This window comes from Streptomyces sp. Je 1-369 (assembly GCF_026810505.1).
Taxonomy (GTDB): Bacteria; Actinomycetota; Actinomycetes; order Streptomycetales; family Streptomycetaceae; genus Streptomyces.
On the sequence record NZ_CP101750.1, the window covers coordinates 5955949 to 5967981 of the forward strand.

9 protein-coding genes and 1 tRNA gene are annotated in these 12033 nt (G+C 71.2%); 7 read left to right on the forward strand and 3 right to left on the reverse strand.

Annotated features, from left to right (window positions below; genetic code table 11):
- The first annotated feature begins 7 nt into the window (after positions 1 to 7).
- Together NOO62_RS27170 and tatA are read left to right on the forward strand one after the other, a co-directional pair.
- Positions 8 to 3040 carry a cation-transporting P-type ATPase gene (locus NOO62_RS27170; protein WP_268773458.1) on the forward strand — a complete coding sequence of 1011 codons (3033 nt, stop codon included), beginning with the start codon at positions 8 to 10 and terminating at the stop codon, positions 3038 to 3040.
- Complete coding sequence (gene tatA / locus NOO62_RS27175) at positions 3037 to 3258, forward strand: Sec-independent protein translocase subunit TatA (RefSeq protein ID WP_268773459.1); 222 nt, start codon at positions 3037 to 3039, stop codon at positions 3256 to 3258. The genes NOO62_RS27170 and tatA overlap by 4 nt, the downstream gene beginning before the upstream one ends.
- Here tatA and NOO62_RS27180 read toward each other — a convergent pair.
- The 3 genes from NOO62_RS27180 to NOO62_RS27190 form a co-directional block, all read right to left on the reverse strand.
- On the reverse strand, positions 3253 to 3912 hold the full coding sequence (locus NOO62_RS27180) for a YceI family protein (protein ID WP_268773460.1): 660 nt from the start codon (positions 3910 to 3912) through the stop codon (positions 3253 to 3255). The two genes, tatA and NOO62_RS27180, sit on opposite strands and share 6 nt — an antisense overlap.
- A 321-nt stretch (positions 3913 to 4233) precedes the next feature.
- On the reverse strand, positions 4234 to 5244 hold the full coding sequence (locus NOO62_RS27185) for a helix-turn-helix domain-containing protein (protein WP_268773461.1): 1011 nt from the start codon (positions 5242 to 5244) through the stop codon (positions 4234 to 4236).
- Between the two features lie 315 nt (positions 5245 to 5559).
- A tRNA-Arg gene (locus NOO62_RS27190) sits at positions 5560 to 5631 on the reverse strand.
- A 200-nt stretch (positions 5632 to 5831) separates the two neighbouring features.
- On the opposite strand from NOO62_RS27190, the gene NOO62_RS27195 reads away from it, so the two are divergent.
- From NOO62_RS27195 to thrC, 5 genes are all read left to right on the forward strand, one after another.
- On the forward strand, positions 5832 to 6371 hold the full coding sequence (locus NOO62_RS27195) for a response regulator (RefSeq protein WP_414930893.1): 540 nt from the start codon (positions 5832 to 5834) through the stop codon (positions 6369 to 6371).
- 311 nt (positions 6372 to 6682) lie between these two features.
- Complete coding sequence (gene nrtL, locus NOO62_RS27200; protein WP_268773462.1) at positions 6683 to 7819, forward strand: ArgS-related anticodon-binding protein NrtL; 1137 nt, start codon at positions 6683 to 6685, stop codon at positions 7817 to 7819.
- A gap of 160 nt (positions 7820 to 7979) precedes the next feature.
- Positions 7980 to 9371, forward strand: a complete 1392-nt coding sequence (lysA, locus tag NOO62_RS27205; protein WP_268773463.1) for a diaminopimelate decarboxylase — start codon at positions 7980 to 7982, stop codon at positions 9369 to 9371.
- A gap of 103 nt (positions 9372 to 9474) precedes the next feature.
- Positions 9475 to 10767, forward strand: a complete 1293-nt coding sequence (locus tag NOO62_RS27210) for a homoserine dehydrogenase (RefSeq protein WP_268773464.1) — start codon at positions 9475 to 9477, stop codon at positions 10765 to 10767.
- Between the two features lie 6 nt (positions 10768 to 10773).
- A complete protein-coding gene (thrC, locus tag NOO62_RS27215) occupies positions 10774 to 11832 on the forward strand; it encodes a threonine synthase (protein WP_268773465.1) in 1059 nt (352 codons plus the stop codon).
- The last annotated feature ends 201 nt before the right edge of the window (positions 11833 to 12033 follow it).

Sequence of the window (12033 nt, forward strand, 5' to 3'; positions counted from 1 at the left end):
GGGTCCGATGTCCGGACCGACCACGCTCCAGGTCCTGCGCTCGCTGGAGACCGGACCGCGCGGCCTCACGGAGGAGGAGGCCGACGCGCGCCTGGCCCGGCACGGCCCGAACGTGCCGCCGACCCGGCGCACGGTGTCCTGGCCACGCCGTTTCCTACGAGGCCCGCGCGACCCGTTCACCGCGGTCCTGTTCTGCCTCGGCATCGTCTCGGCCGCGACGGCGGCCTGGGGCACGGCCTCCGTGATCACGGTCCTGGTGGCGGTGAGCTGCGCGCTCCGCGCGACGGGCGAACACCGGGCCGACCGCGCGATGACGGCGCTGCGCGACCTGGTGCCGACGACGGCGACGGTGGTACGCCGCCCGTCCCCCGACGAACGGGTGGCGCCCCGCGAACTCCCCGCCGACGAACTGGTCCCCGGCGACATCATCCGGCTGGCCCCCGGGGACCTGATCCCGGCGGACGCGCGGCTGCTCACGGCAACGGCGTTGTCCGTCAACGAGGCCCCGCTGACGGGCGAGTCGACCCCGACCGACAAGGAACCCTGGACGCCACGCGGACCCGAGCCGCGAGCAGGCGCCCGACCCGCCGCCCCGGCCCCCCACCTCTGCTTCCAGGGCAGCAGCGTCACCGCGGGCAGTGGCACGGCCGTGGTGACGGCGACGGGACGGCACACGCGCTTCGCCACGACGACGTACGCGGCACCGGGACCACCCAGCGGCGGGAGGAGAGGATCCCGCGCCTTCGACCGCTCAGTGCACGGCATCTCCTGGATCCTGATCCGCTTCATGCTGCTCACGCCTCCGCTGGTGCTCGTGGCGGACGCCGCGCTGCGCGGCCGGGGCCTGGAGACGCTGCCGTTCGCCGTGGCGGTGGCGGTGGGTCTCACCCCGGAGATGCTGCCGGTCGTCGTCACGACGTGCCTGGCCCGCGGCGCCGCCCACCTGGCCCGTACGCACGGCGTCATCGTCGGACGCCTGCCCGCCCTGCACGACCTCGGCGCCATGGACGTCCTCTGCGTGGACAAGACCGGCACGCTCACGCAGGACCGCCCCGTGGTCGACCGCAGCCTCGACGCGGCGGGCCGCGACGCCCCCGAGGCGCTGCACTGGGCGGCGGTGAACGCGTGGTGGACCCTCCAACTGGCGGACCTGCCCACGCCGGACGCGCTGGACGAGGCGATCCTGGATGCGGCCGCGCCCGACGAGGACGCCCTCACCCGCTACGACGGCGTCGCGGCACTGCCCTTCGATCCGGTACGCCGCCTCGCCACGGCCGTCGTCACGCGCCCCGGCGCGGGCCTCGGCGTCCACACGCTGGTGGTCAAGGGCGCCGTCGAGAACGTACTGGAGCTCTGCACCCTCCCCGCCGAGGAGCGCACCCGCCTCCACGCGCTGGCGTCCCACCACGCGGCGGAGGGCCTGCGCCTACTGGCCGTGGCAACGGCGGACCGCCCCGCACGGCGCCACGGGACCGCCTCCCGCCCGACCTGGTCCCGGACCGACGTACGCGGCCTCACCTTCATCGGCTTCGTCACCTTCCGCGACGCCCCGGACCCGGCGGCCGGGCCCGCCCTGCGCGCGCTCGCCGACCGAGGCGTCACGGTCAAGATCCTCACCGGCGACCACCCGGGAACGGCCGCACGCGTCTGCCGCGACCTGGCCCTGCCCCTGCCCCCCGACGCCATCCGCACGGCCGAGGACATAGACGCCCTCCCGGCCACCGACGTCGCAGCCCTCGCGGAACTGGCCCACCGCACCACGGTCTTCGCCGCCTGCACGCCCGACCACAAGGCCCGCGTCGTAGCGGCCCTGCGAGCCCACGGCCACACCACGGGCTTCCTCGGCGACGGCGTCAACGACCTGCCGGCCCTGCACGCGGCCGACGTGGGCCTCGCCCCGCACGACGCGGTGCCGGTGGCGAGGGAGGCGGCGGACGTGGTCCTGCCGCAGCGCACGCAGTACGGCGCCCCGCACGCCACGACCGCCCACCCCGAAACGGACGGCCCCACGGATGTCCCCGGCCCCACGGACGTCCCCGCGGACGGCCCCGCGGGCGGATCCACAGGCGCCCCCACAGGCGTCCCCGCGGACGGCCCCGCAGGCGGATCCACAGGCGTCCCCGCGGACGGCCCCGCAGGCGGCCCCGAGGGCGGATCCACAGGCGTCCCCGCGGGCGGCCCCGCAGGCGGCCCCGAGGGCGGATCCACAGGCGTCCCCGCGGGCGGCCCCGCAGGCGGCCCCGAGGGCGGATCCACAGGCGTCCCCGCGGGCGGATCCACAGGCGTCCCCGCGGCCGGATCCACAGGCGCCCCCGCGGACGGCCCCGCAGGCGGCCCCACAGGCGGCTTGGCCGCGATCGACCACGCCATCACCGCAGGCCGAAGCAGCGGCACGAACATCGCCACGTACCTGCGCATCACGCTCTCCTCGAACCTCGGCAACGTCATCGCGATGCTCACGGCGGGTCTGCTCCTGCCCTTCCTGCCGATGCTCCCCGCCCAGGTGCTGGTCCAGAACCTCTGCTTCGACGCGGCCCAGCTGGCCTTCGCCCACGAACGCCCGGGCCCCTCCGCCCTGCGCCGCCCCACCGTCCTGCGCCCCCGGACCTTCCTCCGCCTCATCACGGGCTTCGGCGTGCTCAACGCGGCGGCGGACCTGGCGACCTTCGCGGTCCTGGCGCTCGCGGCACCTGGCCCGACGGGGACGGAGGACGAGCCGCTGTTCCACGCGGGCTGGTTCACGGAGAACCTGCTCACGCAGGCGCTGGCGATGCTGCTCCTGCGCGGCACGGCGTACTACGCGACGACCGCCCCGGGCAGAAGAGCCACCACCCCGGTCACCCGCGCAGCGATGGCGTTGGCGGCCGCGGGCCTCCTCCTTCCGCTCACACCCCTGGCCCCACCCCTGGGCATGACACCCCTCCCGCCCCTCTACTACGCACTCCTGGCCCTGGTCCTGACCCTCTACGCGGCAACAGTTGTACAGTTGCGCAATAAGGCAAGTATTGCTCATGGAAGTGGAAGACGAGGGCCAAGATGATCCGCAACGCCCTGGAGCCCTGGCACCTACTGATCGTGGTGCTCGTGGTCGTAGTGCTGTTCGGCTCCAAGAAACTCCCGGACGCGGCCCGCTCGGTGGGCAAGTCCCTGCGCATCCTCAAGAGCGAGACGAAGGCGCTGAGGGACGAGGACGCGCAGCGGGACCAGCAGGAGAACCGGCAGAGGGAGAAGCAGGGCCCCGCCGACGTCACGTCATGACGTGACGCCGGCGCGCACCGCGGAGATGTCGAACTGGAGCCGCACCTTCTCGCTGACCATCGTGCCGCCCGCCGCGAGGCGCTGGTTGTAGACGAGCCCCCAGTCGGTGCGGTCGATGGTGGTGGTGCCGTCGAACCCGACTCGCTCGAAGCCGAACGGGTCGACGACCGACCCGAGGTAGTCGAGTTGCAGCTCGACGGGGCGCGTGACGTCGCGGATGGTCAGATCCCCGGTCATACGGAAACTTTCTCCGCCCTCGTGAACGGTGGACGTACTACGGAAGACCATCTCCGGGAAGCGACGCGCGTCGAAGAAGTCGGCGCCGACGAGGTGCGCGTCCCGCTGCTCCACGCCCGTGTCGACGCTGCCGACCCGGATGACGATCTCGGCCCGCGACGCGGAGGGCCGGTCGCCGTCGAAGTGCAGCGTGCTGTCGTAGTCGGCGAAGGCGCCACGGACGGTCGTCACCATCGCGTGCCGCACGGAGAATCCGACGCGGCTGTGCGGACGGTCGATGGTCCACTGCCCCGTCAGCCCGCGCAGCGCGGAGTCGAGCGCGACACCGCCCGCCGAGTCGTACGCGCCGGGCGCGCCGGTGCCACCGGCCGACGTCGGCTCGATGGTGGCGGTCTGGCGACGGCTGAAGATGCCCACGGGGTACGTACCCTCCCTCGACGATGATCGCTCCGTGCTATCACGCAGCCCACGCCCACCACCTCGCAAGATGGGCGGCCTCGTCCGGGTTCCATGGTGCCGACGGCAAAGATGCACAGGATCGACAAGATGTGGATGCACGGTGGGACGGCGACCGGTCACGGAAGGTCACGGCGCGGGATGGCCGGGCGGCCGTCAACACGTCATCGGCTCGGGTGTACGTGCCGCGCCCCTACGCCCTCCCCCGTTCCTTCGGGCGCAGTGGCGGACACTGGCGGCGAACCCCCGACCTCGCCGCTGCCCCAAAGTCTTCCCGACCGCTCACTCGACGTCGTTGACCAAGGGCGCACTCTTGTTGACCGCCAGCGCACTCCCGTCGCTCAGCAGCGTGCGAGCGCGCACTTCGCTGGGGGTGAGCCCGTACGCGGCACGGAACGCACGGGTGAAGACGGCGGGCCGGGTGAACCCCCATCGGGCGGCGATGGCCCCGACGGGCACGGCGGCGAGGGCGGGATTGGCGAGCGCCCGACGACAGCGTTCGAGGCGCAGCTGCCGTATCCAGGAGGAGACGGTCAGCCCCTGCTCCTGGAACAACCGGTGCAAATACCGAGTGGAGATGTGATGCGCGGCGGCAATGCTGTCGGGGTTGAGCCCCGGGTCGCGCAGATGCCGTCGGACATGACTCTGCACCCGCAGCAACAGGACGCGCGTACGACTCTCGGCCGGTAATGAACGTTCGCTGTCCAAGTGTTGGGCGGCGAGATGCCCCACGAGGTCGACGAGGGTATGGGTGAGCCGATCGGCGGCGGCAGGCGTATCCCCGAACTGCGCCGGATCATCGACGACTTGCCGCATGAAAACTGAGAGCAGCGAACCAAACCCTTCCTGACCGGACAGGGGCCGGGAGACGAGGTCGGGAAGACGGTCGGCGGGGAACGGCAGCAGATGCATGGGCAGCGTGGCCACGATGCTCCGAGTGGGAGCACCACTCTCGTCCAGCCGCCGCATCCACCCCGCAAAGGGCGAAGAAGACTCGTACAGCAAGAAATTCCCGGCCCCGAACTGCACGTTCCGCCCAGCCTGCTCGAAGCCGCTGAGCCCTTGCAGAGTGAGGGAGACCTGCAAACTCCCGGGATCCCCTCGGCGAATGTGCCGCGCCGTCCGTCGTACCTCGGCCGACGGGTACGACATGGTGGTCAGCGTCGCGGCCCCGAGGTCCACGTGGTCGACGGCGACGGGAAAGTCATCGGTGTAGTCACTGCGCAACGTCGTCGCGATGGGCGACGCGGACTTCAGCCCGAACCACCAGTCGAACCGCTCCTTGGCGGGCACGGCCGCACTGGACAGGCACGCTCGGATCATCCTCAACCCTCTCACTCGCACGCTCGCCCCCTCCGCCCCCTCACCCCACTCAGCGTGCGCCCCCCACCCCGCAAGGGGGAAGGCTCCACCACACCTTGGGGTGGCAGATAGCGGGAAGACTCCTGAGTGGCGTTGGCGTGTCGGAGGTGTGTCGCACGTATCGCAGATAGTGCGTGAGTACTGAGAGACAACGAAAAAGAGCGGGAGCCAGTGAGACTGACTCCCGCTCTCTCATGTCGGCATCCGCCCAGCTCAGCACTTGATTCAGGCTGACTGTGTGGCGAGTGCCCCCGGCAGGATTCGAACCTGCGCACACGGCTCCGGAGGCCGTTGCTCTATCCCCTGAGCTACGGGGGCGTATCAGCGCGGCTTGCGCGGTGACGGGTAGAACCCTACCAGCTCTGTGGGGCTCGCCATGAACAGGTATTTCCGTGCTCACGGGGCGGGCCGGGGAGGGGGCGCTCCGGGGTGGAGGGGAGCGGTGGCCGGGCGGGCCGCACGGGGCGGAAGTAGGGAAAACCGGGACGCGGTGGCGGGCGCGGACCTACTCTCGAGTTGTGCCAGGCGTGCCCGGCCGCGTGCTTGTTGTGGACGACAACAAGGTCATCCGGCAGCTGATCAGGGTCAACCTCGAGCTGGAGGGCTTCGAGGTCGTGACCGCGGCCGATGGTGTCGAATGCCTGGACGTCGTGCAGCAGGTCCAGCCCGATGTGATCACCCTCGACGTTGTGATGCCCCGGCTCGACGGACTGCGCACCGCGGCGCGTCTGCGGTCCGACGCGCGGACCCGTGACCTCCCCATCGTCGTCATCAGCGCATGCACGCGGTACGAGGTCGAGAGCGGCCTTGAAGTCGGCGTCGACGCCTTCCTCGCCAAGCCCTTCGAGCCGAACGAACTGGTCGGCATCGTCCGCCAGTTGATCTCATCGGAGGGGGAGGGGAGACGGGGCAGTGCGGGGGACGGTGAGGCGGACGGGGAAGCGGAGCCTGACGGGGAAGGCGAGCCCGAGTCCGGTGGGGAAAGAGTGCGTGAGGGCGTCACGGTCGGACGTGATCTTGGCTGCGGTGGCGCGGGGAGCGAGGCGTCGGAGCAGTAGCGGTGCGGGTGCGGACGCGGGTGCGGACGCGGGGCGTGGGTGTCCGTGTCGGACAGACCATTGGGTGAGTCAGTCGCTCGTCGCTCGTCATTCGTCTCCGTGACTGAGGGGGCGTGGGCGGGCACAGGTCACGGAGGCCGCCCTGCCCGGCGGGAGGTCCGGCCGGGGCTCCCCCCCCCACACACACACGACAGAGGCCAGCCGCCGGAGGCGGAGCCCCCCCCGCACCCAAGCCCCACCCCCGTCCACATCCCGGACCATCCCCGAAACCGACTCGCCTACCGACCCCCCTCCTCCCATACGCTGGACCCGTGACCCCCGCCGAGCTCTCCCGCACCGTGCTGCGCGCCATGCGTAATGCCGTCGATGCCGGGGAGCTCAGCGGGGACGTGACCGCGTCCGTGGAGGCGGGGAACGTACGGGTCGAGCGGCCCCGGCCCGGTGGACGCGGGGACTTCGCCACCAACGTCGCCCTCCAGATCGCCCGCGCCGCCGGACGTACGCCCCGGGAGGTCGCCGAGGTGCTGTCCCCGCGACTCGCCGCCGCGCCCGGCATCGCCGGCGTCGACATCACCGGGCCCGGGTTCCTCAACATCACGCTCACGGACGCCCGCGCCCACGCCACCGCCCTCGTACGCGAGATCCGTGAGCGCGGCCGTTGCTACGGCCACGTCCACCCCGACACCGGCGGCCTCGCCCAGATCCACGTGCCCCGCGAGCTCCGGGCCGCCGTCATCGCCGACAGCGCCCGCCGCATCCTGCGCTCACAGGGCGTTCTGGTCCGTGTCACCTGCGACGAGGAGCCCGACCCCGCCTGGGCGGCCGCCCTCGACGCCCTCGACGTACGCATCGACGCCTACGGACGGCCCCCCGAGCCGCTCCCCACCCTCCGCCCCGTCCCGGCCCCCGCGCCCGCCGACGCCGTCCTCCGGCTCGGCCGCGACGCCGCCCGCTGGGCACTGCTCCACCCCGCCCCGCACGACCACCCCCGCGTCACCCCGGAGCAGGGCGGCGACGAGCACCTCGTACAGCGCGAGAACAACCCCCTCTTCCGCGTCCAGTACGCCTACGCCCGCAACCGCGCCCTCACCCGCAACGCGGCCGCCCTCGGCTTTACCGCCCAGCCGGAGCGGGACCCGGCGGCAGAGGACACACCGGGCCACCCGGACGACCCCGCACCGGCCCTCCTCACCCCCCTCGGCGACTACCCCGCCACCCTCGCCTCCGCAGGGCGTCACCGCGCCCCGGACCGACTCGCCCGGCAGCTCGTCGTCATCGCCGACGCGTTCCTGGCCTTGCAGAGCGCCCCGCAGGGAGCCGTCCTGCCGCGCGGTGACGAGAAACCCTCGGCCGCCCACCGCGCCCGGCTGGCCCTCGCCGAAGCCGCCGGGACGGTGCTCGCCGGTGGCCTGTCCCTGCTCGGCATCAGCGCACCCGAATTCGTGTGACACCCGTGAGTGAGCAGCGGAGTGGTGGGCGACATCCCGTGCACGGCGTGCGGTACGTGTTCCCGCAGAAACACGTACCGCACGGCGCGGACACCCCGCCCGCCCCCTCCGCCCCGCCTCCCCACGGCCATCACCCCGCAAGAGACGAGACACCGCACCCATGAGCCGTTCCGCCCACCCCGCAGGCCCCCGCCACGCCGACGTGCTGCCCGAGGGGCACTACAGCGCGCCGCCCGCCGATCTCAACGCGCTGGACCCCAAGGTCTGGTCCCGCACCGTCACCCGTACCCCCGAAGGGGTCGTCAGTACGGGTGGGATCGAAGTGACGCGGCTCGCCGAGGAGTTCGGTACGCCCGCCTACTTCATCGACGAGGCCGACTTCCGCGCCCGGTGTCAGGCCTGGCGTGATGCCTTCGGCAGCGAAGCTGATGTCTTCTATGCCGGAAAGGCGTTTCTGTCCCGCGCCGTCGTGCGGTGGCTGCACGAGGAGGGGCTCAACCTCGACGTGTGCAGCGGTGGCGAGCTCGCCACCGCCATCGACGCCGGGATGCCCGTCGAACGCATCGCGTTCCACGGGAACAACAAGACACCCGCCGAGATCGAGCGCGCCGTCGACGTCGGCGTGGGCCGCATCGTGCTCGACTCCTTCCAGGAGATCGTCCGCGTCGCGCACATCGCCGAGCGGCTCGGCAAGCGGCAGCGCGTGCAGATCCGCGTGACCGTGGGCGTGGAGGCGCACACCCATGAGTTCATCGCCACCGCGCACGAGGACCAGAAGTTCGGCATCGCGCTCGCGGGCGGGCAGGCCGCCGAGGCCGTGCGGCGCGTGCTGAAGCTCGACTCGCTCGACCTCATCGGCATCCACTCCCACATCGGGTCGCAGATCTTCGACATGGCCGGGTTCGAGGTCTCCGCCCGCCGCGTCGTGCAGCTGCTCGCCGAGGTGCGCGACGAGCACGGCGTCGAGCTGCCCGAGATCGACCTCGGCGGCGGGCTCGGTATCGCCTACACCTCCGACGACGACCCCCGCGAGCCGCACGAGATCGCCACGGCGCTGAACGAGATCGTGACGCGGGAGTGTGCCGCGGCGAAGCTGCGGACGCCGCGCATCTCCGTCGAGCCGGGGCGCGCCATCGTCGGGCCCACCGCCTTCACGCTCTACGAGGTCGGCACCGTCAAGCCCCTCGAAGGGCTCCGTACGTACGTGTCCGTGGACGGCGGCATGTCCGACAACATCCGCACCGCGCTGTACGACGCCGAATACACCGTCGCCCTCGTCTCCCGCTCCTCCGACGCCGACCCCGTCCTGGTGCGTGTCGTGGGCAAGCACTGCGAGAGTGGTGACATCGTCGTACGAGATGCTTTCCTTCCGGCGGATCTCGCGCCCGGTGATCTGATCGCCGTGCCCGCGACCGGCGCGTACTGCCGCTCGATGGCGAGCAACTACAACCACGCACTTCGCCCGCCCGTCGTCGCCGTGCGCGACGGCGAGGCGCGGGTGATCGTCCGGCGTGAGACGGAGGAAGATCTCCTGCGTCTCGACGTCGGATGACGCAAAACATGAAATAGATGTCTCAGGATCCGGACGATGGACAGAAAGTCTGTTCCGGTGGGTGAGACTGGTCCCACCGTAGATGTATGAGAAGTGAGGTCGGATGATGCGTACGCGTCCGCTGAAGGTGGCGCTGCTGGGCTGTGGGGTTGTCGGCTCAGAGGTGGCGCGCATCATGACGACGCACGCCGACGACCTCACAGCCAGGATCGGCGCCCCGGTGGAACTCGCCGGGGTCGCCGTCCGCCGCCCCTCCAAGGTGCGTGAGGGAATCGATCCGTCACTGATCACCACGGATGCGACCGCTCTGGTCAAGCGTGGGGACATCGACGTCATCGTCGAGGTGATCGGGGGGATCGAGCCCGCCCGGACCCTGATCACCACCGCGTTCGAGCACGGCGCCTCAGTCGTCTCCGCGAACAAGGCGCTCATCGCCCAGGACGGCGCCGCGCTGCACGCCTCCGCCGTCGAGCACGGGCGGGATCTGTACTACGAGGCCGCCGTCGCCGGTGCCATTCCGCTGATCCGGCCGCTGCGCGAGTCCCTCGCCGGTGACAAGGTCAACCGCGTCCTCGGCATCGTGAACGGGACCACGAATTTCATTCTCGATGCGATGGACACGACGGGGGCCGGTTACCAGGAAGCCCTGGACGAGGCCACCGCACTCGGTTACGCGGAAGCCGACCCCACCGCCGACGTCGAAGGGTTCGACGCCGCCGCCAAGGCCGCCATCCTCGCCGGAATCGCCTTCCACACGCGCGTGCGCCTCGACGACGTGTACCGCGAGGGCATGACCGAGGTCACCGCCGCCGACTTCGCCTCCGCCAAACGCATGGGCTGCACCATCAAGCTTCTTGCCATCTGCGAGCGGGCCGCCGACGGCGGGTCCGTCACCGCGCGCGTGCACCCCGCGATGATTCCGCTCAGCCATCCGCTGGCGTCGGTGCGAGGTGCGTACAACGCCGTCTTCGTCGAGGCGGAGGCCGCGGGACAGCTCATGTTCTACGGGCCCGGCGCCGGTGGCTCGCCCACCGCGTCCGCCGTCCTCGGTGACCTCGTCGCCGTCTGCCGCAACAAGCTCGCCGAAGCCACCGGGCCCGGCGACTCCGCGTACACCCAGCTGCCCGTGAGCTCCATGGGCGAGGTCGTCACGCGCTACCACATCAGCCTCGACGTGGCCGACAAGCCGGGCGTGCTCGCCCAGGTCGCGACGGTCTTCGCCGAACACGGCGTATCGATCGATACGGTCCGTCAGACGGGCAAGGACGGCGAGGCCTCCCTCGTCGTCGTCACCCACCGCGCGCCCGACGCCGCCCTCAGCGGCACCGTCGAGGCGCTGCGCAATCTCGACACCGTGCGTGGTGTCGCCAGCATCATGCGGGTTGAAGGGGAGTAAGCAGCAATGACCCACCAGTGGCGCGGAATCATCGAGGAGTACCGGGACCGTCTTCCGGTCTCCGACACCACGCCGGTCGTGACGCTCCGGGAGGGCGGCACGCCGCTCGTACCGGCACATGTGCTCTCCGAGCGCACGGGCTGCGAGGTCCACCTCAAGGTCGAGGGCGCCAACCCCACGGGATCCTTCAAGGACCGCGGCATGACCATGGCGATCACCAAGGCCAAGGAGGAGGGCGCGAAGGCCGTCATCTGCGCCTCCACCGGCAACACCTCGGCGTCCGCGGCCGCCTACGCCGTACGCGCCGGAATGGTCTGCGCGGTCCTCGTGCCGCAGGGCAAGATCGCGCTCGGCAAGATGGGCCAGGCGCTCGTCTACGGCTCGAAGATCCTTCAGGTCGACGGCAACTTCGACGACTGCTTGAACCTCGCTCGAGCGCTGTCGGAGAACTACCCGGTGGCACTGGTCAATTCGGTCAACCCGTACCGAATCGAGGGCCAGAAGACGGGCTCGTTCGAGATCGTCGACGCGCTCGGCGACGCCCCGGACATCCACGTCCTTCCCGTCGGCAACGCCGGCAACATCACCGCCTACTGGAAGGGCTACAAGGAGTACGCGGCCGACGCGGTGTCGACCCGTACCCCCCGGATGTGGGGCTTCCAGGCCTCCGGCTCCGCGCCCATCGTGCGCGGCGAGGTCGTCAAGGACCCCTCGACGATCGCCACCGCGATTCGCATCGGCAACCCCGCGTCGTGGCAGCACGCGCTCGCCGCGCGCGACGAGTCCGACGGCTTCATCGACGAGGTGACGGACCGTGAGATCCTGCGCGCCTACAAGCTGTTGGCGTCCCAGGAGGGTGTCTTCGTGGAGCCCGCGTCGGCCGCCTCGGTCGCCGGTCTCCTGAAGGCCGCCGAGCAGGGCAAGGTCGACAAGGGGCAGCGGATCGTCTGCACTGTCACCGGCAATGGACTGAAGGACCCTGACTGGGCCGTCGCGGGTGCTCCGCAGCCGGTCACCGTCCCGGTCGACGCGGCCGCCGCGGCCGAGCGCCTCGGCCTCGCGTAACCACGTGGGCTGACAGAACCCGCGACCCTGTACAGGGGGTGGCACAGGGGGCTTACGACACGCATCGTGCGCCTCCTGTGCGCCCTATGTCGCCACAGAACCTTCCTTCGATAGGCTGTACCGAACCCGCCCCGCCGCATATGCCGCGGTGCCGCCGTTGTTCGCGGCCTTCGGGTGTTCCGTACACGTGGCACGTACCGA